Origin of the sequence: Pseudoalteromonas sp. 0802 (genome assembly GCF_013350085.1) — a bacterium.
Lineage (GTDB): Bacteria > Pseudomonadota > Gammaproteobacteria > Enterobacterales > Alteromonadaceae > Pseudoalteromonas.
The window spans coordinates 38,132-64,950 of sequence record NZ_JABVXE010000017.1 but is presented as its reverse complement, the minus strand read 5'-3'; the positions used below and the strand labels follow the sequence as shown (position 1 = coordinate 64,950).

Annotated in this window: 19 protein-coding genes, 1 tRNA gene and 1 pseudogene; 16 read left to right on the top strand and 5 right to left on the bottom strand. The window is 42.2% G+C overall.

Going from position 1 to position 26,819, the window contains the following annotated elements; genetic code table 11:
* Positions 1-166: 166 nt before the first annotated feature.
* From HUS61_RS17690 to HUS61_RS17635, 12 genes are all read left to right on the top strand, one after another.
* A tRNA-Arg gene (locus HUS61_RS17690) sits at positions 167-243 on the top strand.
* Positions 244-912: 669 nt separating this feature from the next.
* Entirely contained in the window at positions 913-2,349 is a 1,437-nt protein-coding gene (locus HUS61_RS17685) for an alpha/beta fold hydrolase (RefSeq protein ID WP_175083549.1), read from the top strand.
* On the top strand, positions 2,333-3,205 hold the full coding sequence (locus HUS61_RS17680; RefSeq protein ID WP_175083548.1) for a hypothetical protein: 873 nt from the start codon (positions 2,333-2,335) through the stop codon (positions 3,203-3,205). Before HUS61_RS17685 ends, HUS61_RS17680 begins: the two co-directional genes overlap by 17 nt.
* A gap of 211 nt (positions 3,206-3,416) precedes the next feature.
* The gene (locus HUS61_RS17675; protein WP_175083547.1) at positions 3,417-4,664 is read left to right on the top strand and encodes a hypothetical protein; all 1,248 of its coding nucleotides are present in this window, start codon (positions 3,417-3,419) and stop codon (positions 4,662-4,664) included.
* Between the two features lie 28 nt (positions 4,665-4,692).
* Positions 4,693-6,069, top strand: coding sequence for an SH3 domain-containing protein (locus HUS61_RS17670; protein WP_175083546.1), 1,377 nt, complete (start codon positions 4,693-4,695; stop codon positions 6,067-6,069).
* Between the two features lie 8 nt (positions 6,070-6,077).
* A complete protein-coding gene (locus tag HUS61_RS17665) occupies positions 6,078-7,190 on the top strand; it encodes a mandelate racemase/muconate lactonizing enzyme family protein (RefSeq protein WP_175083545.1) in 1,113 nt (370 codons plus the stop codon).
* Positions 7,187-7,936: a L,D-transpeptidase gene (locus HUS61_RS17660; protein WP_082389162.1), complete on the top strand. Its 750-nt coding sequence runs from the start codon at positions 7,187-7,189 to the stop codon at positions 7,934-7,936. Before HUS61_RS17665 ends, HUS61_RS17660 begins: the two co-directional genes overlap by 4 nt.
* Positions 7,937-8,016: 80 nt before the next feature.
* Positions 8,017-9,585: a sodium:solute symporter gene (locus HUS61_RS17655; protein WP_175083544.1), complete on the top strand. Its 1,569-nt coding sequence runs from the start codon at positions 8,017-8,019 to the stop codon at positions 9,583-9,585.
* Entirely contained in the window at positions 9,586-10,497 is a 912-nt protein-coding gene (locus tag HUS61_RS17650; RefSeq protein WP_175083543.1) for a BadF/BadG/BcrA/BcrD ATPase family protein, read from the top strand.
* The gene (gene murQ, locus HUS61_RS17645) at positions 10,487-11,422 is read left to right on the top strand and encodes an N-acetylmuramic acid 6-phosphate etherase (RefSeq protein ID WP_054560801.1); all 936 of its coding nucleotides are present in this window, start codon (positions 10,487-10,489) and stop codon (positions 11,420-11,422) included. Before HUS61_RS17650 ends, murQ begins: the two co-directional genes overlap by 11 nt.
* Positions 11,422-12,600: an exo-beta-N-acetylmuramidase NamZ domain-containing protein gene (locus HUS61_RS17640; protein ID WP_175083542.1), complete on the top strand. Its 1,179-nt coding sequence runs from the start codon at positions 11,422-11,424 to the stop codon at positions 12,598-12,600. Before murQ ends, HUS61_RS17640 begins: the two co-directional genes overlap by 1 nt.
* Positions 12,601-12,710: 110 nt before the next feature.
* Entirely contained in the window at positions 12,711-13,139 is a 429-nt protein-coding gene (locus HUS61_RS17635) for an energy transducer TonB (protein WP_175083541.1), read from the top strand.
* 64 nt (positions 13,140-13,203) lie between these two features.
* On the opposite strand, the gene HUS61_RS17630 is transcribed toward HUS61_RS17635, so the two are convergent.
* Together HUS61_RS17630 and HUS61_RS17625 are read right to left on the bottom strand one after the other, a co-directional pair.
* Positions 13,204-16,242, bottom strand: coding sequence for a TonB-dependent receptor (locus HUS61_RS17630; protein ID WP_054560798.1), 3,039 nt, complete (start codon positions 16,240-16,242; stop codon positions 13,204-13,206).
* Between the two features lie 377 nt (positions 16,243-16,619).
* Positions 16,620-17,465: a MurR/RpiR family transcriptional regulator gene (locus tag HUS61_RS17625; RefSeq protein WP_175083540.1), complete on the bottom strand. Its 846-nt coding sequence runs from the start codon at positions 17,463-17,465 to the stop codon at positions 16,620-16,622.
* Positions 17,466-17,802: 337 nt separating this feature from the next.
* Here HUS61_RS17625 and pbp4b point away from each other — a divergent pair, with 337 nt between their 5' ends.
* The 3 genes and pseudogenes from pbp4b to HUS61_RS17610 all read left to right on the top strand — a co-directional run bounded on the left by pbp4b (position 17,803) and on the right by HUS61_RS17610 (position 23,068).
* On the top strand, positions 17,803-20,250 hold the full coding sequence (gene pbp4b, locus HUS61_RS17620; protein ID WP_175083539.1) for a penicillin binding protein PBP4B: 2,448 nt from the start codon (positions 17,803-17,805) through the stop codon (positions 20,248-20,250).
* A gap of 94 nt (positions 20,251-20,344) precedes the next feature.
* Positions 20,345-21,721, top strand: coding sequence for a Na+/H+ antiporter NhaC family protein (locus HUS61_RS17615; protein WP_175083538.1), 1,377 nt, complete (start codon positions 20,345-20,347; stop codon positions 21,719-21,721).
* 174 nt (positions 21,722-21,895) lie between these two features.
* Positions 21,896-23,068, top strand: a pseudogene (locus HUS61_RS17610) (IS3 family transposase).
* Positions 23,069-23,204: 136 nt separating this feature from the next.
* Here HUS61_RS17610 and HUS61_RS17605 read toward each other — a convergent pair.
* Positions 23,205-24,341, bottom strand: coding sequence for a PQQ-dependent sugar dehydrogenase (locus HUS61_RS17605; protein ID WP_175083454.1), 1,137 nt, complete (start codon positions 24,339-24,341; stop codon positions 23,205-23,207).
* A gap of 307 nt (positions 24,342-24,648) precedes the next feature.
* Between HUS61_RS17605 and HUS61_RS17600 the strand changes: the two genes are divergently transcribed.
* A complete protein-coding gene (locus tag HUS61_RS17600; protein ID WP_175083453.1) occupies positions 24,649-25,395 on the top strand; it encodes a hypothetical protein in 747 nt (248 codons plus the stop codon).
* 282 nt (positions 25,396-25,677) lie between these two features.
* On the opposite strand, the gene HUS61_RS17595 is transcribed toward HUS61_RS17600, so the two are convergent.
* Positions 25,678-26,277, bottom strand: coding sequence for a hypothetical protein (locus HUS61_RS17595; protein ID WP_175081048.1), 600 nt, complete (start codon positions 26,275-26,277; stop codon positions 25,678-25,680).
* Entirely contained in the window at positions 26,267-26,818 is a 552-nt protein-coding gene (locus HUS61_RS17590; protein WP_175083452.1) for an RNA polymerase sigma factor, read from the bottom strand. The genes HUS61_RS17595 and HUS61_RS17590 overlap by 11 nt, the downstream gene beginning before the upstream one ends.
* Position 26,819: the final 1 nt, after the last annotated feature.

The window sequence follows — 26,819 nt, the reverse complement described above, 5'->3', positions numbered from 1 at the left end:
AGCTCAGCTGGATAGAGTACCTGGCTACGAACCAGGCGGTCGGAGGTTCGAATCCTCCCGCGTCCGCCACTTTCTCTTAGAAAGTGACATAAGCCGACAAGCTGTCGGTTTTTTTGTGTCTTTAAGATACAGTCAATGCAAGACTTAAACATGCAGAATATAATGCGGACGCGTAGCTCAGCTGGATAGAGTACCTGGCTACGAACCAGGCGGTCGGAGGTTCGAATCCTCCCGCGTCCGCCACTTTCTCTCAATTAGAGTTAAAGTGACATAAACCGACGAAAGTCGGTTTTTTTGTGCCCGCAATTCGCGTAGGTGTGGTTGTAGGAGCGACTTCAGTCGTGAATAAACATACCGTTTTATTGCACCTCATTATTCTTTAGGCGACTTTGAACCACGCAGCCGGAGGTTCACTGTTTCAAAATACGTCCCGCGTCCGCCACTTTCTCTTAGAAAGTGACATAAACCGACGAAAGTCGGTTTTTTGTGCCCGCAATTCGCGTAGGAGCGACTTCAGTCGCGAACATCACGCTCCCAGATCCCAAATTAAACCCCAACTCAAAATACAAAAAACGCACCCCGTAGGCGTGAAACTTGTTTCGCGCGCATCACGATGATGTCGCCATAAATGACGACAACCTACAGGTAGGAGCGACTTCAGTCGCGAACATCACGCTCCCAGATCCCAAATTAAATCCCAACTCAAAATACAAAAATGCCCCCATAGGCGTGAAACGTGTTTCGCGCGTATCAAGATGCAGTCGCCATAAATGATGATCTACACCTCTCACATCCTGCTATCTATACCAGAATAACCATTTCTCAATATTAGGTTCATGCTCATGCATTATTTACATTTAACCGACAAAGGGTACAATCTCGCTAATACAATAATAATTAAACCAATATCCCTTGCGTCTATTTCACTTATTCTTTTTTTATTGCATTTTGCTTGGTTCGTTTGCTGCGCAAAGCGAGCCAGTTGTATCGCAATCAACACCATTAAACCAACAACAAATCCAAGCACTCAAATTTGAATCTCCTATTAAAGCAGATTGGTTATTTAGTACTTACCAAGAGTCCGTATTTAATTCATCAATTTTGGTCTTAGAGGCCGGTGATAAAAAGGCGCCGCCTTTGTTACTCGTACATGGTTTAGGCGTATTAGGTATGCAAGATTGGTTTGGGGTTATTCCTGAACTCACTAAGCAATATCATGTTATTGCGATTGATTTACCTGGTTTTGCTCACTCAGAAAGCCCCGAAGGGCGTTACTCTCCTCGCAATTATGCTGCTGTACTGGCGGAAGTGGTCGATCTCTATATTGCTGAACCAACTACGGTTGTGGGTCATTCGATGGGGGGCGCGGTCAGCCTGTATTTTGCTGGCAAATACCCGCAGAAACTCAATAAATTGGTGTTAGTCGACGCAGCGGGTATCTTACATAAAGTGGCATTTATAAAGCCTATCTCCAACGTACCTAAGCCTAATACTAAGCTACCTAAATTCCTTTCAACTAAGTTAGCTCAGCTCAATGATTTTACAACCGGACTCATTGAAGAGGGGGCGATTGATTCATACCTGACAGAGTTATTGCAGCGTAGTGATGGTGCGTGGAAGCTAGTAATGGGTGAAACACCGAATATGAATGCAGCACTGAGTTTAGTTGAGGAAGACTTTAGCGAGATTGTCAGCAATCTGAAAATTGAAACACATATTATTTGGGGTGAAGAAGATGCTGTAGCTCCATTACGAACAGCAAAAGTATTGAACAGCCAGCTAATCAATAGTGATTTAGCTACTCTGCCTAATGTGGGTCATGTGCCAATGAAGCAACAGCCCAGCCAGTTTTTAGCTTTATTAAATCGAGCGTTAACTGGGGAAGTTAAAAAACCAGCCAGTGCAGAAGTTTCAGATAAACAAATCGAGACATTTCATTGTGAAGATCAGCACAGTCGCGAGTTTTCAGGCCATTACCGTCATATGATTATTGAAGACTGTAATAATGTGTTACTTAAAAATGTGGTTGCTGAATCTATCCGTATTAAAGATTCTTTAGTGAGATTAGAAAATCTAAGCTTATCAGGGGCTAAACTCGCTTTAAATATTAAGCGCTCTGTGGTTGAACTAACCAATGTCACTATTACGGCTCAACAAGGTGTAAAACTGAATGAAAGCCGATTTGATGGTGCTGGTGTGCAAATCAATGCATCTGAGCATGCAATAAGCGTTGTCGAAGACAGCAATATTATATTCTCGTTAAGTAGAATCCATAGCCCGATATACCAAGGTTTGGCACATGATGCCATAGAAGTAGAAAAAGGAATTATTGATGACCGCTTTAAATAGCATCCCCTTTGTTAAATTAGCAACGAGCTCGCTGTTTTGTGTCGCTTTACTAAGTGGTTGCAAATCAACAAAGACTGAGCAACAACAATATGCTGATCTACAAGATAGTTTTAGTTATGAAACGTACAGGGGAGTGTCGAATACCAGTGTCGATACCATTGCTTATGGTTATAACAAACTGCAAAAAGAACAGTTAGAGCAAATAGGTCCTATTGAGCCAACACTGACTCATGCCATGATGAGCTACATTTTGAGCCTTGGTGTAAGTAAAGATTTTGCAATTGCTGAAAGCGACTTAGCGCTTGCTAAAGCGACTGATATGCGGGGTAAATATTTAGCATACAGTGCTCAGTCTTTGGCTTTTTATAACAAAGGCTGGCGTAAAATGGCTAAACAAAAAGCTGACTTCATTCGCACCGATCCTTTGTTTGCGACAGTGAGCCAGAGCTATCCAAAAGAGCAGCTTATTTCTTATCTCATTATTGGCAGTGTTGCAGTACGTGATGGTGACCTAGCGACAGCACAAAACATGTTTTATGTGATTGGTGAGCAGATTGAAAAACCTTGGCTACCAAGCTTAGCAAAAGCGTTAACGGTAACCCTAAATGGCTCAACAATAGACTCATTAGTCATGCTAAAAGATATCAGCACAGATCCCTCTTTAAACGGCTATGAACGTGAGAAAATAGCCGAGCTGATGGATGTTGCGCAAAGCAAGTTAAGCGATAAAAAGAAGCGTCAAAAAATCACCCATATTGCTGACGATTTCTTTCTCGACCGCATTAAGGATAAAAGCTCAACGCTATATCGTGATTTGATCACTGACTTACAAAAATACACTGAGCAAGTTCTTTAATCTCTTAAGAAGTTGAGTGTAGTTTCACACTCAACTTCACCTAAATCCTCACTGTTTCAAATCCTTTACGCATTAAAACCGAGTTAATTTGCTTCACGGTCAATTTGTGTTAGATTTAATAAAATATTCCAAAAATAATAACAAGTGGGAATTTTATTTTATGTATGCGAAAGGTGCATATCAAAAACGGCTGGCTATAAGTTGCGGCTTGATGCTTTTGACTGGTTGTGAAGCGAACACAGAAAAAGCCCCATTAACCGACCAACAATACTTTGAGCAAGTAATGTTAGCACCCGCTATTTTGCCAAAAGACTTATCTAATAGCGGCTGTTTATCACTCGAAAATGAAAGCAACCTGCAAGGTTATAAATCAGCGGCTGAGGTTAATTACCAGCAGGCAGGTTGGCAAAACAGAGTTGCGGCCGATTGGCAGTATTTTTTAGCCCCAGAGCAACCGGGCAAGCTACTCCTAATCGATTATCAAGTTCGAGCAGGGCAATTAGCTTACCGGTATTTAAGTGACGGCAGCCACAATGAGTTGTATGAACCTTGGAGCTCATCAAAAATTCAAGCGTTTAGCGGTGCGCTTTCAAAAGTAAGGCAATCCCACCCAGAGCTTGGTGCAGCTTCTTTTGCCGGCGATACAGCACTGGCTGATTTGATCAGCAGTATTAATAGTTACGAAGCATTTGGCAAAGCCGATGGTAATTCAAATGCGATAGCCAGTTATTTTGTCAATGTGGCAGGGCGCGAATACTTACGTGGGCTTTTTAATGATGGCTGGCTAAAACTACAGGATCAGCGTTTGTTATTTAACGGCGCATATGGCTCAGAGCAGTTTATGCCATCAGACGAATATTGGCATAACCCTGTCAATAATGAGCTTGATGCAAAGATAGCTCGGTTCAAAGCAAGCAGTGATGATCCTGGCTATTTAGGGTATCGTTGTGAGAGTTGTGGTTTAACGGGCAACAAAGCAATGACCACACTTGCTCAAGCGGAATGGTTAAAACGTCTGGTTAGTCACCAGCGTGAACCAAGTACGCAAATGCCTTTTTTACAAGCAACTGATGTTGATGTGCTACTTAACGGCACAGGTCATACAGATGAACATGCTCAAGTTGGCGGTATGATGGTAGGTATCAGTCATATCGTTACAAATGCATTAGCAAATGTTATTGCGCCAAATGATAGTCGCTCTGCAAAAGAAGTGCTCGATAGCGCGACGAATGGGCAGTGGCGTGTTTGGCAAAAAATTGGTTGGGGGCCAAGTGAAACACGCTCCACCACAGAAACCGTAATGTTGGCACATGTGTGTTTAGGCAATTACCAAGGTGGCCGTGAGTTTACGTTTAGTGTACAGCAGTCAACTTCGGGGGCCGACGAAGCCAATTTGCCAATAGTCGGTAAGCAAATGCAGCAAAAGTTGCAGCATGCTTTTACAAAATTATTAGATTAACGCGTTCAATAAGAATTAAGGTACAGCTATGCGTCGTTCAATTATCGCTTTATCAATTACTTTAGGTGTTGCTTTTAGTGCACCTATGCATGCTGAGGGTTGGCAATCAGATGTTATCGGGGTCACGCAGTCACAGCTTTCGCCCAGCTACTGGCTAGCACAAGGTGCATCGGCAAAAGTGATCATGACAGAGGCGCAAATTGCGGCCTTCAACGAGAAACTAGTAAAAGATAATAAATACATTGTTGATCCTCTGTCATTTCAAAAATCGCTCAGTAAAGACGAGTTAACAAGCGCCATTCATTCGGCAAGTTCAATTCCAAAAAGCCCGCGCTTTTTTACAGACGGCCGCCAACTCACCGCGAAAGACTTTGCCAAATATCAGGAAAACTTAAACCTTAACAAGGTCGCAGATAACAATGAGGTACGTTTTGCTGTAGTCGTTAAGCGCACTGCATTACGTACTTTTCCAACTTGGGATCGGGTTTTAAATAGCGGCCTTGATCAAGACTTAGATCGCTTTCAAGAAAGCGGAATGTTTCCGGGCGAAGCGGTTGCTGTATTGCATCAAAGCGCAGATAAAAAATGGTTGTTAGTACGTGCTTACAACTACCTAGCGTGGACGCCTGCAGAAGATCTTGCCTTTGCTGATGCAGATAAAATAAAAGCCTATCGCGAACAAGATGACTTCTTGGTGGTAACCGGTGCAAAAGTAAATACTGCTTATGTGCCAAATGATGAAGGCCTCTCAGAAGTTCAGCTCGATATGGGAGTGCGCTTACCATTAGTTGATAGTGAGCAAGTACCGTATTTGCTCAACGGCCAAAACAGCTATGCTAGCCATGTTGTACAGTTACCTACCCGCGATGAGCAAGGCAAACTTGTTATTAAACCTGCAATGATAAGTAAAACTGCCGATGTAAATTTAGGCTACCTAGACTACAACGAGCAGAATCTCATTAAACAAGGCTTTAAGTTTTTAGGCGAGCGTTATGGTTGGGGTCATGATTATAATGGCCGTGACTGCACTGGCTTTGTTGGTGAAATTTATAAGAGCTTTGGCCTACTAATGCCGCGTAATTCAGGGCAGCAAGGCAGTAGTGAATACGGGCAAAATAATCGCTTTGATAAAAATACTGCGGCAGATGATAAGTTACCGACGGTTAAAAATATGGCGATTGGCGATCTAATTTATATTCCGGGTCATGTAATGATGTACTTAGGAGAGCATCATGGTGAGCCTTATGTTATTCATGACGTTAAAGGCTTAGGTTATAACAAAGGCGATGGCAGTTTTTATAATAGTGCCTTGAATGGGGTGTCGGTCACACCATTATTGCCACTTAGATTATCTCAAGAAACCAGCTACTTAGATCGTGTTTATAACATTAAGCGTATTCGCTAGAGGCCATTATGAAAATTAAAGCTGTTCGCTTTGCAAAGCTCAAAGTGCCATTAGTTACCCCATTTAAAACAGCACTGAGAGAAGTGAGTTTTATTGAGGATTTAGTGGTTTTAATCGACACCGAATGTGGCCAAATTGGCTATGGCTCTGCGGCTTCAACACCGGTTATTACAGGCGATACCCATCAAGGAATGATCGCGGTCATTCAGCAGTTTATTGCTCCTAAATTAGTGGGGCAAGAAATCGAAAACATTAACCAGCTAACCCACATTATTCAATCAACCGTGGTTGGTAACAGTAGTGCAAAAGCGGCGTTAGAGCTGGCGGTTTACGACTTGTGGGGCAAGCTCTATCAAGCGCCATTGTATAAGCTACTTGGTGGTGGTAATTCAGAGCTGAAAACCGATATCACCATTAGTGTCGATAACATAGATAAAATGCTCAGTGACTGTCAGCGAGCGGTTGAGCAAGGCTTTGATGTATTAAAAATAAAAATCGGCAATAACCTTAATCAAGATATTGAACGTGTAAAAGCAATCCATGCAGGCTTTGCCGCTAAGGCGCAGCTGCGTTTAGATGTAAACCAAGGCTGGAATGCCAAGCAAACTGTGTTTGCACTGCAGCAACTTGAGCAAGCAGGCGTGGTATTAGAGTTGGTTGAGCAGCCAGTAAAAAGCAGTGATATTCAAGGGCTCAAATATATTACTGAGCGAGTGAATACCCCGATTATGGCCGATGAAAGCGCCTTTTCACCGAAGCAAGTGATCCAACTTTTAGAGCTTGGCGCAGTTGATATTATCAATATTAAATTAATGAAAACGGGCGGTTTAAGCCGAGCAATTGAGATAGCTAATATCACAGCCCAATACCAAGCAGAGTGTATGATAGGTTGTATGCTAGAGGGCAGTATTGCCGTTGCTGGTGCTGCACATTTAGCCTCTGCCAAAGCGCAGCAAATCAGTAAAATCGATTTAGATGGCCCTGCCCTTGGTCAGTATGACCCAGTGCAAGGGGGCGTTGAATTTAGCGGTCCACAAATACGCTTATCGGATGCCCCAGGTCTTGGCATTGAATCAATAACGGGGCTTGAACTAATTACAAACGGAGTATGGCCAGCATGAAAAAACTAGTCAGTCTTATTGCAGTTATGAGTTTATCGGCTTGTGCCAGCAAAGAGTTACCTAAACCTGTTATTGATAACAGTCATCAACAGCTCGTGGTGGTGGTGGCCAATGATAGTGATGCCATTGATGCCACTCTTTATCGCTTTGAAAAGACCGCTGGCAGCTGGCAACAACAAGGTCAGCAACACGCAGTGGTACTAGGTCGAACTGGTCTTGCTTGGGGAGTGGGGCTGCATCCTGCACAACCTGGTCAGCAAAAACAAGAAGGCGATGGTAAAGCACCTGCGGGTATTTTTGAGCTTGGTACTGCATTTGGTTATTTAGATTCATTACAAACGAACCTCAGTTATCAAGCAATGACAGCAAATGATTATTGTATTGATGTGAAAGGCTCACCGTTTTACAACCAGTTGGTTGATAAAGCACAAGTAGGTGAAGATGCCGTAAAAGATTCTTCAGAGTGGATGCGTCGTGATATTTACAGCCAAGATAATCTTTATAAAAAAGGCATTGTAGTTAAGCATAATCCAAGCAATATCAATGGTGCGGGTAGTTGTATCTTTATGCATTTATGGCGGGCACCAAGTAAGCCAACAGCAGGTTGTACAGCAATGACAGAAAGCAATATGGATGCGTTACTTGCTTGGTTAGATGAGCGTAAAAAGCCGCTATTAGTCAGCTTGACCAAAGCGCAATATCAACAAAAGCAAAGTCAGTGGCAATTACCTAACTTAGCTAAATAAAAATAATAAAATAAAAGTATTTTAATTTTGTCATAATGGTGGAATAATATATTCCACTTGGGTTTGAGTTAGGATAATAAATGAGTGCAAATTACGCTTTTCTCGATTGGCTAGTATTCGCAAGTTACGGTGCAATTTTATTGCTAAGTGGCTGGTGGTTTAATCGCAAACGCGCTAACTCAAGCCAAGATTTTTTTCTAGGCGGAAATAGCATGCCAACTTGGATGGTGGCTATTTCTGTTTTAGCGACTTCGCAATCAGCGGCAACGTTTATTGGCGGGCCAGATCAAGGCTATCAAGGTGACTTTTCTTACCTTGCGACTAATATCGGTGCGTTTATTGCGGCATTTGTGGTGTCGGCGTTTTTAATTCCAAAGTTCTACCAGCAAAAAGTGTTCACTGTGTATGAACTGCTTGAAAAACGTATCGGGCCACAGGCCAAGCGCCGTAGTGGCATGATGTATTTATTTGGTCGTGTGTTTGCCAGTGGTGCTCGTTTATACATGGCCGCTATTGCTGTGGCGATGATTCTATATGGCAATATCGATGCCGATAGTGTGGTTATCGCGACTTTAGTGCTGGCGCTGGCAGGTCTGCTTTATACCTTTTTGGGGGGCATTCGCAGCGTTATTTATTCTGATGTACTGCAAAGTATCGTTTATGTTAGTGCGGCTATTGCGGTTATTTGGTGCTTGCTGAGTGTTATTCCGGCTGATTTCTCAACCATAATTGCAACTTTGAGTGAGCCAAGTCCTGGTGCAGACTCAAAACTTGCGCTGTTTAAATTTGATTTAGATTTTGGCCCGTCAGGGGTATTTAACATGGCCTCTGTGTTAACGGGTTTTGTGCTATTAAACATCGCCGCATTTGGTTTAGACCAAGATATGACGCAGCGCTTATTAACCTGTAAAAGTCCAAAAGAAGGCAGTAAAGCGTTATTACTATCGGTAGTGATGGTGATCCCAGTTATGGCTATTTTTATCTTTATTGGTTTGCTGCTTTATATTGTCTATCAGCAACCTGCACTAATGAATAACGAAGCTGGGCAAACGGTCGTACAAGAATTTAATGGCGAAAAAATCACTATCTTTATGTACTACGTATTAAACGAAGTACCAGCCGGGGTTAAAGGTTTAGTCAGCGTGGGTATTATTGCTGCGGCTATTTCTACTTTGAACTCTGGGCTTAGTTCGATGTCTTCAGTCATCGTACAGGATATCTATCGCCCGTATTTAGAAAAACATAACAAGCAAGTAAACGATCATCACTTTGTAAAAGCGGGTCGTGTAGGGATGGCACTGGTTAGCCTTGCCTTAGCGCTGATGGCTATTCTTTGTTATTTCTGGCAGCAATACAGTGATATGCCATTATTAAAATTTGCGCTAAGTGTAATGGTGTTCTCGTACAGCGGTTTGTTAGGTGTGTATTTTACTATCTTGTTCACCAAACGAGGCAGTGAAGGCTCAGTGTTAGCAGCGCTAATAGCGGGCTTTATGGTGACCTTATTAATGCAGCCGTACATGATTGACTGGTTACTACCCGAATCAATGCGCTTTTACTTAGGATTTACTTGGCAGCTATGCATAGGTACATTGCTCGCAACATTGGTGTGTTGCCTTGGTAAAGCGGCAGACGAGAAGAGTGCGTAAATGGCTGTACGCTATGTTTTAGCCATCGATGGTGGCGGCACCAAAGTGTTAGCAGAGCTAAAAGAGCAGGCAAGTGGCGCGACTTTTCGTGCCCAAGCGGGTTCGGCATCAATTTCGAATGATCTTGATTTAGCGTTAGAAAATATTGTTAAAGTGACCCGTGATGTTTGCCAGCAAAGTGGCGCAGATCCAAGTGAAATTGTCACCGTTATGGGTGTTGCTGGTGGCTCATCGCAGAGTCTTGCTGAACAATTAACAGTGATGCTCAAGCTGATTTACGAAATAGAATTTGCCAGTTTGCAAATTACCAGCGATGCAATTACGTCATTATATGGTGCTAATCTTGGTAACCCATGTGTGGTTATTGCTCTTGGCACCGGTGCTGTCGGGGCACGATTAAACGCACAAAAGCAAACTAAGTTGGTGAGTGGCTGGGGTTTTACCGTTGATGATTTTGGCGGTGGTGCCCGCATCGGCCTGATGGCTGTGCAGCAATTATTAAACGATATAGATATTTACGATTTACCAAAAAGCCGATTAACGATTCGTTTGAGTGAGCAGCTAGGATGCACTCGTCAAACAATTAGTAGTTGGCTTAAACAAGCAAAACCCGCGGATTATGCAGCATTTAGCCCGTTGGTGTTTAGCTTACAAAACGACTGTGAGGCAGCAAAAGCGGTATTAACAGAGCACACCCAATCGGTGGTTCGGTTAATAAATAAAAGCCGAGGTAACTCGCTGTTACCGGTGATTTTAATTGGTGGTTTGGCGAAAGTCAGCCAACCGTTATTGCCACTGGCCTTACAAAACGAATTATCTCCTTGTAAGGGAGATTCATTAACTGGTGCCGCCATTTTAGCGGCAAAGCATTACCATGACATTATTGAAAAAGGACAACCCAATGAGCCCTGAGCACGTCTTTAAGCAACAACGTGAGTTACTCGAAGAGTTAAACGGTATTGTCTCTGAAGGACAAAACCCAGACACTTTGGATATCGATCTGCTCAGCTCCACTGAGATCCTCACTAAAATCAATAATGAAGATCATAAAGTAGCGGGTGCCGTGAAACTTGTGATCCCACAAATTAGTGAAGCTGTCGATCATGTTGTTGAAGCATTTCAACAAGGTGGCAGGTTAATTTACATTGGTGCTGGCACCAGTGGTCGTTTGGGTATTTTGGATGCGGTTGAATGTGCGCCTACTTACAGCGTAAGCGATCAACAAGTGCTCGGTATTATTGCTGGTGGTGACACCGCAGTTAAAAAAGCCGTAGAAGGCGCTGAAGATAGCACCACGTTTGCTATTGAAGACTTAAAAAATGCCAATTTAACTAGTAAAGATGTCGTGGTTGGCATTGCTGCCAGTGGTCGTACACCGTATGTTTGCTCAGCAATTGAATACGCTAAATCACTCGGTTGTGTCACTGTGGGTGTCACTTGTAATCCAGACTCAGCGGTGATGCGTTTACCACAAATCGGCATTTGCCCCGTGGTGGGTGCAGAAGCTGTAACTGGCTCTACACGTATGAAATCGGGCACGGCACAGAAACTCGTACTGAATATGCTAAGTACAGCCAGCATGATCCGCACAGGTAAGGTGTATAAAAACCTGATGGTTGATGTGAATGCCAGTAACGAAAAGCTGCACGCTCGTGCTATTCGTATTGTGATGCAAGCAACAGAGTGTTCTCAGCAGCAAGCTGTGGATGCATTAAAGCAAGCCGAGCAAAGTGCAAAACTGGCTATTTTAATCGTGTTAACCGGAAAACCAGCCCCTGAAGCAAAACAGTTATTGTCAAAAGCGGGTGGCTTTTTACGTAAGGCGGTTGAAGAATAATGCGTTTTTTAGCTGTTTTATTTGTTAGTTGTTTTGCGCTTTTGGGTTGCCAAGAAACACCTGCACAAGCGCCTAAAAATGCACAGCCTTTACAGGTGGGTGCAGCCAATTTTCAAGCCTATGTACCTGCATTAACTGGGAAACGTGTTGGCATGGTCGTTAATCAAACATCAGTTGTTAATGGCCAACATTTGGTTGATGCATTACTTGATAAAGGCGTTGTGGTTAGCAAAATATTTGCCCCAGAGCATGGCTTTCGCGGCGATCATGATGCTGGAGCTCACGTTAAAAGCACTGTGGATGCTAAGACAGGTATCGATGTTGTGTCGATTTATGGCAGTAATAAAAAGCCAAGCCCTGAGATGCTTGCTGATTTAGACGTCATTATTTTTGATATTCAAGATGTTGGTGTTCGTTTTTACACTTATATCAGCTCAATGCACTACGTGATGGAAGCCGCTGCTGAAAATGGTAAAGAGGTTGTAGTACTCGATAGACCAAACCCGAATATTGCCTATGTTGATGGGCCTATCCTTGACCCACAATTTCGCTCATTTGTTGGTATGCACGAAATACCTGTTTTACACGGTATGACAGTGGCTGAGCTTGCTCAGATGATCAAAGGCGAAGGTTGGATAAATGACGCTGATAAGCTTAAGCTAAGCGTCGTGCCTGTTGCAAATTATGACCGTACTATGGCTTATGAGCTACCAATAAAGCCAAGCCCTAACTTACCGAATGCTCAATCAATTGCGCTTTATCCATCTTTGTGTTTCTTTGAAGCAACGCCTGTGACTATTGGCCGGGGTACTGATTTTCCGTTTCAAGTTGTTGGTTACTCGCCAGTTAAACTCGGCGAATTTAGCTTTACGCCAAGGGCGATTAAAGGCGCTTCAATGCACCCTAAATTCAAAGGGGTTGAAGTATTTGGTCAAGACTTACGAGATGCTGATATTCATGGCCTAGATTTGAGCTTGTTTATTTCGGTTTATCATAAGCTAAGTGCGAATGAGCAAACGTTTTTTGAACGCGCTGATTTTATGGATAAACTTGCAGGGACTGATAAATTGCGTTTAGCCATTGAAGCAGGCCAAACTGAGCAGCAAATAAAGCAAAGCTGGCAAGCCGGCTTAAGTGCTTTTAAGCGAAAGCGCTCCCCATATTTGCTGTATCAATAATAACTAGATAATTAGCTAACTAGATAAATAACAACGAGGCGCTTGCCTCGTTTTTTATACCCATAAAAAAGCTGTGTTAAATTAAGGAACTTGATATTCAAGGATATACCATGAAAGTTCATTTAATTGCCGTATTTGCATTACTCGCTGGCTGTTCACAACTCCCAAACACTACAACAAGTAACTCAACCGATGTACTCTATCTTCGTGATGATAAAAACGCAGCAGAGCAGCTGTGGACACTTAAACATGCAACAAAGCCCAGTTACCCTAAAGCAGCTTTAATATCTAAGCAGACGGGCTGTGCGCGCTTTATTATTACTATTGAGAAACAAGGCAATACCACCGATATCCGTTTTGTAGAGAGCTTCCCAGAAGGACTATTTGTCGATGTGTCGCGAGAGTCGCTTAAAACTTGGCACTGGCAGGCAAGGGAAAGTAACAGCGAATCGAGAGCAATTATTCGAACTGTGCAACTCGACTACTTTATGAAAGAAGCGAGTAATATGGATGCAGCAAAAGCATTTTGTACAATTTAGTCTTTTACTGTTTTTAAGGCATAAAAAAGGGCCGCAATAGCGGCCCCCAACAGGATTGATAAACTTAGAACTTGAAGTTAACTGAAAGCTGTAAACTACGAGGGTTATAGTAACTGCGTGATTCACCAAAGTTGTCATACTGAGCGTACGGGTTTTTGTTGAACCCTGTTTGTCTATTGAAGACATTAAATAAATCTGCGCGGAATTGTAATTCCATATCACCTGAGAACTTAAAGTCTTGGGTGTAGTTTAAGTCAAGTTGCCAGTGGCTTGCGGTTCTTCGAGAACCAGCAGGTTCTGCATAGCGACTCACATGACTTGAAGCGTATCCGTATTGTGTACCATCCCATGCTTCCCAAGCCTGACCAGATTGGAATACAAAGTAAGCACCAATGTTTGCTTCCCATGGCACAGTGTAGTAACCATAGACTTTCACTTTATGCGGTTTATCACCGGAAAGAGTCCCGTAGCGGTTATCCCATGAGTAACGACCGCGACCATCACCATAGTATGATGAGCCAATAAAGTTATTAGCATCATTACTTGTTGTGGTATTGTCTTGGTCGAAGTTACCGTAGTAATGGCTCCAAACATAAGAAGCATTGATGTAGCTATTTTCACCTAGGTACTCAGCTTCGATACTGGCTTCCCAATATTTAGTCTCGCCACCATCTACTTCAGCAATAACATAAGATGAACCGCCAATTTCATCGCGGATTTCGGCTAGGTTATCTACATAAAGGCCTTTGTCTGCTATGTGTTGTGGTACACCATCAGCATCAACGCCAGAGTAGTCAGTTAAACGTGCTGTGTTTGGCATATCTTCCCAAAAGTGCATACCTTTACGGTGACGTACGTGAGCACGTAGCACTAAGTCAGAACCCACATATTTAGTGGTACCAAGTGTGAACTCATTGATACGACGAGGTTTCATTCCTTCTTGGAATGCTTTACCTGAAGAACCGCGTCGAGGCGATGCTGAAAGAATATTACCCGAATCATCAAGCAGTAACTCAATTTCTGAACGTGTGTTTCGATCCCAAGATGCTGCACGCGCTAATGAACTTGCTTCAGGGTTATAAATAGCAAAATTCGCAAATACTGAGTCTTCCTCAGAATAGGTCCAAGTTGCACCTAAACGCGGTTGAAGCATATCAGACCAATCTGTTTTATACATTTCGTACTTATGGCCTGGAGCTAGCTCATAACCTGATATTGTTCCTGATTTTTCTTTTAAGCCTTGTCCGTACCAAGTATCTTGGCTCACAAGTAGACCGATATTATAAGTCCAATCACCATGCTCAATAGTATCGTTTATTTCGAAATTGAGGCTACGCATTTCTGAATTGATACCAGCGACTGTGCTCCCATCAGTTGCTAGACTCATTTGCTGTACATGTGCTCTATATATAGCGTCGGCAGGGTCAAAACCTTCAGTGTCTGCATCAGGATCGACTAAACCGCCTAGGTAAGAGATGCGCCCCCAACCATTTGATAAACGAGTAATCTGCTCTTCACCTTCTTCCCATTTTGCGCCTAAGTGTAGTGTGTGGTAAGTGTCACCCCAGTTAAACTCATGCTCTAAATTAATTTCAAAAGAGTCTCTGTAAAAGTTTTGGTTATCATATTGGGCGTAAGCACCAACACCACCTTCACCTTTCATCACACCATCTTCTAAGTAACCATAAGCATTGATTAATGCTGTAGCTCCCGCATTATAAGAAGCTATTTGCTCTTCTGTGAAAGCACCTTCAGAATCATATTCTCTTAGGTTTGGAACAGAAAAATAACCCATTTGAGTAAGGTTATTGATATCTACTTGGCTAGATAATGATGGAATAACGCTTAACTCAGTATCTGGTTTCGAGCCTGTTTCCAATTCAAATTTACTGTATTGAAATGATAGAGTAGTTGCAGAGCCTAAAATCCAAGAGCCATCTAAAGTAAAGATATCTTGGTCAGCTTTACTACCTACAGATACACTGTCAGTTTCGTAAGCGCCAATTGAATCACCTTTAACTTCTTTGTCAGATGTACGCTGTGAAATATTAATTAAAATATCGTCTGTAGGTGCCCAGGTTAATTTACCAAAGTATTCATCGCGGATACTTTCATAGTCCTTCACATCACCGTAAGCGGTAGCTTTGTTCGCTTTAGTTTCTTCTGGGCGATAATAAGAGGTATAGAAATACAAGGTATCTTCAATAAGCGGACCGCCTAAGCTTGCTGTTAACCAGCTTTTATCAAGCTCATAGCTTTCTTCGCCCACAGGTGTTGCAACAAAGCTTTTAGGTTGTACCTTGTATTCAACATTACCGTGGAATTCGTCAGTACCTGATTTTGATACTGTGTTGATTGAGAAGCCGCCTGAGCGGTTAAAACCTACCGCTTTTGCACCACCGCGGTCCATAGTTACGTAAGCAACGTCATGGGTTGATGGCTCTGATGCTAAGTTACCAAACATTGGCATTGAAACATTTACACCATCAAAGCCGTAGGAGTTATCAACCCCTGAACCACCTGCAGATGGACCTAAGACTGTATTTGCCGAAAGCTCAACACCTGGTACAAGTTTTAATAGGTCACGGTAATCTTGACCAACTGGTACGCTATTGATTGCTTCTTCACCAAGTGAGTTAGTCAGTGCAGACTTACCTTGGCGGAATAATTTACTGCCAGTGACTGTAATAACTTCAACGTTTTCGTTAGCACCACCCATAGTGACGTTTAGGCTTGAAGTTTGTTCAAGTAAAACATCCACAGTCATGGTTTGAGTTACACCGTTTTTATCGGTGAAGGTCAGTTCATAAGTACCCGGTTTTAATTGTGGTAAGTCGTAGCTGCCGTCTTCTCGCGTAACAACGGTACGTGGTTTTGGCATCACATTACTTTTTGCTGTTACTGTGATCCCCGCCAGTGACTGCTGTGCTTCTGGTGATGATACTTTACCTTTGATACCCCCGGTTAGATTTGCAAAGGCTGGCGCGCTGGCTAACGCCGCGGCCATAACAACACCTGTAAAGGCTGTTTTCTTTGCGCGAAGTGCATTGCTAGTCGCTTTCGCTATATAGCTCATTGCGAGTGTGGATGCATGTTGTTTCATTGTTTCCCGTCCTTATATTTATATGCTTTGCTGGACTACTTACCCAATTGAGACTTATGAACTTTAAAATTATGTTGCCCATATATTAAACAGGTGTTATTTAAGTTGGTCAAGAATATTTTTTCATTTAAAGGTTGGTTTTTAGGAATAAAATATATAACCGATTTTAGGTAAAGATCAGTAATGACTTGCTTTAACGGGGTGCTAATTTATTCTTAGTACAATTTTGTAAGAAGTTATGATTTTAAAGTCAGTCGCTTATCGCAATTGTTTGGTAGTTTAGAGGAGAAAGGGGATTGTTAAACTGCATCCTAAATTATGCATAAAAAAAGCAGCCTGAGCTGCTTTAAAGTATTTATATAACCTTATTGAAGAAATTAGTTATTCTTAAATTCGCCAACAACTTCATTAGAATGTTCTAGTAACTTACGACCTTGGCGGCTTGACTGTGTTAGAGCAATAAACAAAATATCAATGACAAAATCTTGTGCCGTACGCGCTAAGATTGACGATAAACGTACAGATTCGCCTTCAGCAACCGAATAAAGTTTTACATCAGCTGAGTCAGCAACAAGGTTACTACCAAATTTAGTCACTGAGATCACTGAGCTTGAGTTTTTCTTAGCTTGTTTAACAACTTCGGCAATTTCGCGAGTCATACCTGACTCACTTATCGCGATAACCAAATCACCTTTTGAAAACGTCGCAACATACGCAAGTTGTGCATGGCCATCTGGCTCTGCAATAGCCGGCATACCGAGTTTTTGTAATTTATAAGAAAAATCTTTTGCGACCAGTGCTGAGCCACCTAAACCACAAATTAAAATGCGCTTTGCAGATTTTAATAGCTCTACCGCTTTTTCGACAGCTGGTGCTTCGTTGAGGTTTTTGGTTTCGGTTAACACCGCCAATTTACTGCTTAATAGTTTTTCGGCGATTTGCTCTAGCGAGTCATTCAGAGTGATCTTGCCATGTAGCTTAGGTTCGCTGCTTTCATCGTTAAGTGCATCAATTACCGCAAGTTTAAATGCAGGGAAGCCTTTATAACCTAACTTTTGCGAAAACTTCACCACACTTGATTGGCTTACACCAACCACTTTTGCTAGTTCAACCGATGATAAATTACGAATGGCATTCGCTGAATTTAACGTAAAGTCAGCAAGCTTAGCTTCGCTGCTCGATAGAGATTGGCGTAAGGCTTTAATTTTTACAAAAGTAGACATAGGGCTCACTTTGTTTGCTTAACTTAGTCAAAGCGCAAAGCGATGGTTCTATTATAAACACAGGGCTTGGGCGCATTGTTTGCTTAACACGACGACTTATTTTTGTTTTAGCAGACCTAAGTTTGGAATATTTTTCTTAATTTAGATGGAATAATATAGTTTTATTCCATAATAGATACAACTCTAATTATTGAGATAGCTCTATTTTTAGTAACTTAGCGATAATGTATGCTTTTTATTCTTAAATTGTAAAATAAAATATTTTACATGTTAAGTGGGGGTTGCTACTGTATTGCTGAGAATCGTCAACGCTTAAATCATCAGGTATGAATCTGTTATGAGTTTTACCCCTTTGAAAACATTACTTAAACAGCTGTGTTATCTAAGTAGTGCGGCATTATTAGTAAGCTGTGCCAGTAATCCATATACCTATACACAATCAGCTAATTACAGCCATCGTGTTAAATTCTTAGTGATGCATTACACCGCCATTGATTACGAAAAATCAATGCGTGCGCTCGTGGATGAAGGGGGCTTAAGTTCACATTATTTATTACCTGAATCAGGCGACCCGAGTTATCCAAAAGATGAATTAGAAATTATTCAGCTGGTTGATGAAAGAGATAGGGCGTGGCACGCCGGACGCAGTTTTTGGCAAGGCCGCGAAGATTTAAATGATCATTCTATTGGTATTGAAATTGTTAATGTACCAACCTGTCATATTCCTGAGCAAGCAAACCTTGCGATGGAAAATGACGCCAGTAAGTTATGTATTTTTCCAGACTATGATGCCAAGCAAATAGAGCTACTAATAAAACTTAGTAAAGATATTCTTGCCCGTAATCCTGATATTGGCCCAACTCAAGTGATTGGCCATTCTGATATTGCCCCAAGCCGTAAGAACGACCCAGGCCCGCGTTTTCCTTGGTATCAACTGTATAAAGCAGGTATCGGTGCATGGTACGACAGCGACACCGTTGATAAGTATTGGCAGCTATTTAGTGCATCAAAGCCTTCTGTTGAGTTAATGCAAAAAGCATTGCGCAGTTACGGCTATGAAGTGATTGCAACGGGTCAGCTTGACTCGCAAACGCTAGATGCTCTAAGTGCTTTTCAAATGCACTTTTTGCCTTGGCATGTAAGTGGCAATAGTGATGCGAGAAGTGCCGCAGTGCTATTTGCATTATTAGAAAAATACTTTCCTAAAAAGAGTGAGCGGTTATTTCAAGAATATCAGCAGCAACAGCAAGCCGTTGAGCCAGTGCCAAAAACACTGGCTAATGCACAAGTTATAGCGCGTATTCCTGCGCTTGATCCGAGTAGTCGCGCGCTCGTTAACGACCGAGGCACATTTACAGCCTATAAAGGTCGCGGTGAAATCATCATTGAAAACCACGATGCAACCAGTGCTGATATTTTCATAAATGGTGAAAAAATTAATATTGCCTCACCATTAACAGCCGAAAAAATATATCAATACAGTTTGGCTAAACGCACCCGCGATGGCATTAACACCTATAAAGTAGAAAATGTACTGCCAGAAGGGGCAAGTTTAACCTTACGTTTTCCTTACCCAACGCTTGATAAAAACAGCGCTCAAAAGCGTTTTAGTGCCGTTGATGAATTAATTAATCAAGAGATTAAAGAGGGCTTTCCGGGCGCGGTACTCGCCGTTGTTAAAGATGGCAAGTTGATTAAACTAAGCCATTATGGCGCGGCTAAAAAGTATCATGCTGATGGCAGTGAGCTTACAAGCCCACAAGCTATGCAAAACGATACCTTGTTTGATATAGCCTCAAATTCAAAAATGTTTGCCACTAACTTTGCGCTGATGAAGCTTGCCAGCGAAGGGAAGCTCGACGTAGAAAAGCCACTGTTTTATTACCTACCAGAATTTAGGGGCAGCGGTCGTGAACAGCGTTTAGTAAAAGATTTACTCACCCACAGTGCGGGTTATCCTGCGGTGGTTGATTTTCATCGTAAAGACAATAAATTTGGTGAGCGCTTTTTTTCTCAAAACAGCCTGCGTACTAAAAACCTGCTATTAACAGGCGTGCCTTTTGTGGCTGGTCGGAACGTAAAACACCTATATTCTGATATCGATTATATGTTGCTTGGTGTACTGGTAGAGCGTATTAGTGGTATGGCGCTCGATACCTATGTAGAAAGCCAAATTTATCAGCCACTTGGTTTAACACATACGGTTTATAATCCATTACAGAAAGGTTTTTTAGCTTCGCAAATTGCTGCCACTGAGATTAACGGCAACACCCGAGGTGGTCGCATCGAGTTTGAAAATATTCGAACCGATGTGCTGCAAGGTGAAGTACATGATGAAAAGGCATTTTATGCTCTAGGTGGCGTAGCGGGGCATGCAGGGCTTTTTAGTACCGCCGGTGATTTATCCGTGCTTATGCAAGTGTTACTCAATGGGGGTGGCTACGACAACAAGCAAATTTTTACAGCACAAGTACTTGAGCAATTCACAAACTCCCAAGCAAGTGATGAGACTTATGGTTTAGGATGGCGTAGAGCGGGGCATCAAGCGCGTAAATGGCATTTTGGCCCTTATGCTAGCCCGCGGGCTTTTGGTCATACCGGCTGGACAGGCACGGTGACCGTTATTGACCCAGAGTATGACCTTGCTATTGTGCTATTAACCAATGCCCGTCATACACCGATTGAAGGTTCACAAGAAAATTACCAGTTTGTCGGCAAGCGTTTCGAAACAGGTAAGTATGGCTCTATTATCTCGCTGATTTATGAGAGTATATTAAATCACTAGTCGAATTAAGTTGAGTTTGGTGGCAAAGCCATTAAGCTTAGCGAGTTTTCGCATAATAAAAATAAAATGTTGTTCTTAATTTAAAAGGGTTTTTATGTCTTGGTATTCAATTTTACCACCCTTGATTGCTATCTTAATTGTGTTTTGGCGCAAAGAAGTGATCATGGCGTTATTGGTCGCGGTTGCGTCGTCTGAGTTTTTGCTTGCTCTGAATGGTGAAGGTAATACCTTGTTTTTCACCTTTATTAATACTATTGAGCGAGTCATCGAAGTTGCCAGCTCTCCTGGTAATAGCCGTATCCTTATTTTTAGTATTCTAATTGGTGCCTTACTTGCCTACATTCGTGAATCTGGCGGCGTGGCTGCGACAGTTAATTTGCTGATGAACAAAGGGGTTGCTAAAAGTAAGCGCCAAGTCGGTTACTTAACCATGTTCTCAGGTATTGCGGTATTCATTGAATCGAACTTAAGTGTATTAACCTCGGGAATTTTATCGCGTGGTTTATTCGATAAATTTAAAATGAGCCGAGCACGCCTTGCTTACATTATCGATAGTACCAGCGCACCTGTGTGTATTTTAATCTTGCTAAATGGATGGGGCGCCTATGTGCTCGGCCTTCTTGGCAACTACGAAATGGAAGAGTCTGCGGTTTCGGTATTGTGGGGCAGTATTGGCTATAACTTTTACGCCATTATCACTTTACTTATCGTGTTCTACACCATTACCTTTGACAAGGTACATGGCCCATTAAAGCAAGCAGAAGAAAACCTAGAGCAACAAGAAACCGAACTAACAGAAGAAGTAAAAGGCTCAAAAGCACGTTACATGCTTGTGCCACTTATTACCTTAATTGGTAGCATGGTTGGCTTTATGTTTTGGACCGGTGATGGCGATATTGCCAGCGGTAGTGGTTCTAAATCAGTGCTGTATGCAACTATTTTAGCCTGTGTTGTGGCTTATTTCTTAATGATTAGCTCGCGTGAATTTACACACCATAAGCTGGTAGATATTGGCTTTAAAGGAATGGGCGAGTTACTGCCATTAGTGTCTATTGTATTGCTATCACTCACGTTAGGTGCAAGCTTAAAAGACTTAGGTACAGGTGTGTTTGTAGCCGGACTAGTCGGTGATTTCTTACCTATTTACTTAGTTGTGCCAGTGCTATTTATTACAGGTGCGGTTATTTCATTTACTACAGGTACCTCGTGGGGCACATTCGCAATACTTATTCCAATTGGTGTACCGCTCATTCAAGCTTTAGGTTTACCACCTTCATTGGTTATTGCCGCTATTTTAGGTGGTGGTGTGTTTGGCGATCACTGCTCGCCAATCTCAGATACCAGCGCAGTATCGGCCATTGCATCAGGGTGTGATTTATTAACTCACGTAAAAACCCAAATGCCATACGCCTTATTCGGCGGCGCATTAACCTTCATCGCTTACCTAGTGACGAGTATTATTGTGATTTAAAAACTTTAAGCTGTAAGTCTTAAGTTATAAGTAAAAAACCACAGAGAAGTCTGTGGTTTTTTATTGCTTGAATTTCGATAACTCGCATATTCAAGTTTGATAGCCGTCAGCCGTCAGCCGTCAGAAACCTGATCTGACTCCATAAAAGTAGACACCTTTTTGGAGTCATTAATCATGAAAGTAAAGTCACAGCGTAGATATTCCCTCGAGTTTAAAATAAAAGTCGTTCAAGAGTCGTTAGACACCACAGATACAGTTAAGATGATCGCGAATAAATACGGAATTCATCCTGACATGCTATCAAGTTGGAGAAGTCATATGACCTCGAAGAAGAAAACAGCAAAGCCATTAAAGAACCAAGGCCCAGACAAATCATACACAGATTTAGAGCGCCAAATTCGCAAGCTTGAGAAGCAACTCGAAGATGCTCAGTTGGAGAATGACGTTTTAAAAAAGGCGAAGGTCTACTTCGACAGCCTAAAAGAATAAGGTTCGAATATATCCACAAGGTCACAGACGCCAAACGCACAGTGAAAAAGTTGTGCAGTTGGTTATCTGTGTCGCCGGCTGGGTATTATAAATGGTTAAAGCAATTACCTAGCACACGCCAGAAAGAGAACAGTTCGTTACTTAAGTTTCTAAAGCATATTAGCGACCAGGAGCACTGTATCCCGGGCTATAGAAAGCTTTGGGAAGCAGCGGTAGCACATGGCTTTGATTGCAGTAAAGGACGTGTGCAGAGGCTGTTACAAAGCGTTGGCTATCGTTCAAAATCAGGTAAGAGACGCTATACAAGTCGCGCGAAGAAAGAAGGTACAATCAAAGCGAGTAATTTATTACGACGCCAATTTAATGTTGATGCAGCAAATACCGTGTGGGTATCAGATATCACACAAGTACGCTGTAAGGATGGTTGGCAGTATTTATGCGTCATCCTTGATTTGTATTCTCGTAAGGTTGTTGGCTGGGTAACAAGCCGTATAAACAACGCCGAGTTAGTTATTAAAACACTGAGAAAAGCATGGTCAGCACGTAAACCTGATGGTGCGAACTTGCTCTTTCATTCAGACCAAGGAGCTCAGTATGTCGCAAAGGAAACAGTGAAGTGGTTAACTAATAGAGGTGTCACAGTGAGTATGTCTAGAAAAGGGAACTGCTGGGATAACGCATGCTCAGAAAGCTTCTTCGCGCAGTATAAAAAGGAGTGGATAAAGAATTTAAATGAACTGAGTCGTAGTGAAATGACAACACAAACGTATTTTTTATATTGAAAAATACTACAACTCAGTAAGAAGGCATGGCACCCTAGGGTATAAAAGTCCCATGCAGTACGAACAAATTAATTAAACCTCGTGTCTACTTTATCGGGGTCAGATCAACCATCGCGCGAAAAAATTTCACGCCTACGGTATTCCTTTACTCTTTCCCCTTGTAACTCGCTACCTTGTATTAAATCTGAGAGCTGACGGCTGAAAGCTGGAATCTATATTTTCGGTACAACCTTATAAACACCGATACCATCAACACCAAGATATAAGTCACCATTAGGGTGGGTGGCTAGGCTACGAACGCGTCCTACACCTTCAAATACCTTGCTGTGGCCTGTTACTTTGTCACCATCAAGTTTCACCAAAACAAGGTGGCCAAACTTCATCGAACCTACGGCAATTTGGCCTTGCCACTGTGGGTATTTATCGCTGGTGATAAATTCCATTCCAGAAGGGGCAATTGAAGGCACCCAATACCAATCAGGTTGTTCCATTCCCTCGCGACTAGTTTCGTCGGTAATTTTTGTACCAATGTAGTTGATCCCATAAGTGATCTCAGGCCAACCATAGTTTGCACCTGCTTTAACTATGTTGATTTCATCGCCGCCACGAGGGCCATGTTCATGGCTCCAAATAACTCCCGTTTCTGGGTGCATTGCCATACCTTGTGGGTTACGGTGTCCATACGAATAAATACTTTTGTGAGTTGTTTTATGGTTATAAAACGGGTTTGATTTAGGGATAGAGCCATCGCTATTGATACGGTGAATTTTGCCTGCATCATAGTCTAGGCTTTGTGGGTGAACGTCTCTTTTGCCACGATCGCCAATAGAGAAGTACAAGTAACCTTCTTTGTCGAACTCAATACGCGAACCATAGTGTTTTGTTGTTTCAATATTTGGCTCGCCATCAAACAATAATTGCTGATCGACAAGAGCCATATCTTTAAAGCGGGCACGCATAATCGAGGTATTGTAACCCTCACCATCGCCCTCATAGCCCGAGTACGAAAAGTAAATCCAACCATTGTCGGCAAAGTTCGGATCAAGTTCTATATCTAATAAGCCTCCTTGACCTTCATCATGTACTTTAGGTGTGCCTTTAACTGCTTGCTCAACGAGTTTGCCATCACGAATCAATCTAAGCTCGCCACGTCGATCAGTAACGAGTAAGTCACGCTCGTTAAGCCAAGCCATACCCCAAGGAATTTGAATTCCTTCGCTTACTAATTCTAGTTTGTAGTTATTAGCGCTGGCATCCAGAGGAATCTTTTGCTCCGGCTGAGCACACGCTTGCAAGCTCGACAAGCTAATTGAGGCAATGATTAAACTGTTAAACAAAGACCTTTTCATGGTAACTCCATAATATTTAAACACGATGTTACTAGCCTAGCTGGTTCAGCATTAAATTGTTATTAACATTAGAGTAATGTGCGATTATTGGTAGGAAAAGCGAGGTAAAGAGCGGAGTATTAGCCGTCAGCCGTCAGCCGTCAGCCGTCAGCCGTCAGCCGTCAGTCTGGAATCTCGGGGAAACCATCGCGCGAAATAAATTTCACGCCTACGGTACTGCTTTACTCTTTCCCCTTGTAGCTCGCTAACTTGTTTTAGATCTGCTAGTTTAGCAAGTTCTTATTCTTAAAAGGATTTAATCAGTCGTATGAAGTCAGAAAAGTTTTTTAAATGGGTGTGGAATGTTAACGGCCTAATTTTACTTTTAGGCTTAATCATTGGAACAGCAGCAATAGGGTATAACTTTGTTGCTTACTTACTAAAGTCCGATAACCATGTTCAGCAACAAACACTAAACTTAGCTGAAGATGAAAAGCAGCAAGAAAAGTGGAAACTGGGTTACCCCCATAAGGTCGAGGGGAGTGATTTTTACTTTATCCCGTTGGAATCAGAAAAACTGGATATCGAGGTGAAAGCTGACGTAACAGTTTACAATAATTTTAGCGGTGGTTATAAATACAGACCTACGCGCTCAAAGAACATCTTGTTTCTTAATGACAAAACCAATCACGCCAAGTGGCTATTTAAAACAACGGATCAGTTGATCATAGAGTTTGGTGCTTTAAGCCATTACAAAGAGTTTGATACTCGTCCTTACAAGGAGCAAAAAGTCTATGCTCCTAAGGCAGTTTCGTATGAAGTTATCAAAAACGATACCAACAACGACAAACTGCTCGATGGCAAAGATAAGCGCACCTTCGCGCTAAGCAAGATTGATGGCTCAAACTACAGCGAAGTTATTTCAGGTTACAACCGCATTGTAGAGTCTAACCTCAACGCTGAGGGCAATTTATTCGTTGTATTTATCAACAACGATGAAGTTTACTCTATGCTGATAGACCTAGATACATTTGAAGTGATTAGTAAAAGCATGCTACCGAAGGTAGGGGAGTGAAATTAATATTAGATATCAGATGTCAGAAGAATGATCTGACATCTGACTACGCGGGGTAAACCCGCTGCTACTCAAAGCTTGTAACTTTACTCTTGTAGCCCGCTAACTTGTTTTAAATCTGATAGCTGACGGCTGAAAGCTGATGGCTCGTTGAACCATCGCGCGAAATAAATTTCACGCCTACGCGGGGTAAACCCGCTGCTACCTAAAAACTTGCGACTTTCCCCTTGTAACTCGCTAACTTGTTGGGTTTCGCTACGCTCTACCCAACCTACGAGTTCGCTAACTCGTACACTTTTCCGTTTCATGGGTCAGTTGTTTGAGTGCGATGATTTGGCCTTGTTTGTTTTGGTCTAGGGCGAGTAGGTCACCTTGGTGAATATGAGTATCTAGGGTGCCATGTTTTTGTAGTTCTTCAAGGAGTGATTGTTTAATTTGTACTATGACATTTTGCTCGCAGTCGGCGATATACCAGTCGTTATCAACACTGACTAGACGGCCTGTGAAGCTGGTGCGGGCTTGGTGATTGGCTAATGCTTGTTGGTAGTTAGCATCTAGGTTTTGTTTTTGTTGTTTAAGATTACTCACATAGCTGCCTTTGGCGTCGAGTTCGTGTACTTCAAGCCATTGATAGTCCGATAAATCCACGGCATAAACATGGGTTAACTCGCGGTTGTTGTATTGCAGCATGACAAAACCAAGAATCGCTAAAGCAGCAAATACTCCGGTCATTTGCAGGCCTAAAAAGCGCTGTGGTCTTGGCGTTGCCGACTGTGGCTTTTGCATGTGTGAAAGCTCGTCGCTGCTTAAGCTATGCTCTGCCTTACGTTTTTGAAAATGTGCTTTTAAATCAGCATCGAGTTGCTCGTCGTTACGCTTCATGATGGCCTCCTAGTTGTTGTTTCAGGTTTTGACGGGCATATCGCAGCCGAGTTTTAATAGTCTCTGGGTTACTTTGTGTGATAGCAACAATGTCTTCGAGACTAAAGCCTTCTTGTTGTAAGGTCAGCGCTTCACGTTGTACAAAGCTAAGTGCCATAAGTGCTTTATCAAAGGCTTCGTAGTCGTAGTGATAACTTGCATCCTGAGATTCAGCAAATAGTTGGTTGTCTTCTAACTCAACGAACTTTTGCTGCTTACGAAATTCATCAATTAATAAATTACGTGCTAACCGAAAAAGCCACGCTTTTGGGTTGTTCTGATCATTGTAAAAGTCGCGTTTATCAATGACTTTTAACCAGGTTTGCTGGCATATATCGAGGGCAAGATCTTTATCACTTTGGGTAACTAGATAGTGATAAAGATCGTTCCCGTATTGAGCAACGAGTTGGTTAAGGTAACGGTTGTCGCCCGTTTTGGCATACTGCGCCAAACAATCTGTGTTTGGCTTGTCAAATAACCATGTCTTGATGCTCATTAGCATA

Coding starts and splice junctions, on each gene's coding strand:
- HUS61_RS17590 (WP_175083452.1), bottom strand. CDS start 26,818: ATGCTAATGAGCATCAAGACATGGTTATTTGACAAGCCAAACACAGAT.
- HUS61_RS17630 (WP_054560798.1), bottom strand. CDS start 16,242: ATGAAACAACATGCATCCACACTCGCAATGAGCTATATAGCGAAAGCG.
- HUS61_RS17600 (WP_175083453.1), top strand. CDS start 24,649: ATGAAGTCAGAAAAGTTTTTTAAATGGGTGTGGAATGTTAACGGCCTA.
- HUS61_RS17635 (WP_175083541.1), top strand. CDS start 12,711: ATGAAAGTTCATTTAATTGCCGTATTTGCATTACTCGCTGGCTGTTCA.
- murQ (WP_054560801.1), top strand. CDS start 10,487: ATGAGCCCTGAGCACGTCTTTAAGCAACAACGTGAGTTACTCGAAGAG.
- HUS61_RS17605 (WP_175083454.1), bottom strand. CDS start 24,341: ATGAAAAGGTCTTTGTTTAACAGTTTAATCATTGCCTCAATTAGCTTG.
- pbp4b (WP_175083539.1), top strand. CDS start 17,803: ATGAGTTTTACCCCTTTGAAAACATTACTTAAACAGCTGTGTTATCTA.
- HUS61_RS17675 (WP_175083547.1), top strand. CDS start 3,417: ATGCTTTTGACTGGTTGTGAAGCGAACACAGAAAAAGCCCCATTAACC.
- HUS61_RS17640 (WP_175083542.1), top strand. CDS start 11,422: ATGCGTTTTTTAGCTGTTTTATTTGTTAGTTGTTTTGCGCTTTTGGGT.
- HUS61_RS17680 (WP_175083548.1), top strand. CDS start 2,333: ATGACCGCTTTAAATAGCATCCCCTTTGTTAAATTAGCAACGAGCTCG.
- HUS61_RS17660 (WP_082389162.1), top strand. CDS start 7,187: ATGAAAAAACTAGTCAGTCTTATTGCAGTTATGAGTTTATCGGCTTGT.
- HUS61_RS17650 (WP_175083543.1), top strand. CDS start 9,586: ATGGCTGTACGCTATGTTTTAGCCATCGATGGTGGCGGCACCAAAGTG.
- HUS61_RS17625 (WP_175083540.1), bottom strand. CDS start 17,465: ATGTCTACTTTTGTAAAAATTAAAGCCTTACGCCAATCTCTATCGAGC.
- HUS61_RS17595 (WP_175081048.1), bottom strand. CDS start 26,277: ATGAAGCGTAACGACGAGCAACTCGATGCTGATTTAAAAGCACATTTT.
- HUS61_RS17665 (WP_175083545.1), top strand. CDS start 6,078: ATGAAAATTAAAGCTGTTCGCTTTGCAAAGCTCAAAGTGCCATTAGTT.
- HUS61_RS17670 (WP_175083546.1), top strand. CDS start 4,693: ATGCGTCGTTCAATTATCGCTTTATCAATTACTTTAGGTGTTGCTTTT.
- HUS61_RS17655 (WP_175083544.1), top strand. CDS start 8,017: ATGAGTGCAAATTACGCTTTTCTCGATTGGCTAGTATTCGCAAGTTAC.
- HUS61_RS17615 (WP_175083538.1), top strand. CDS start 20,345: ATGTCTTGGTATTCAATTTTACCACCCTTGATTGCTATCTTAATTGTG.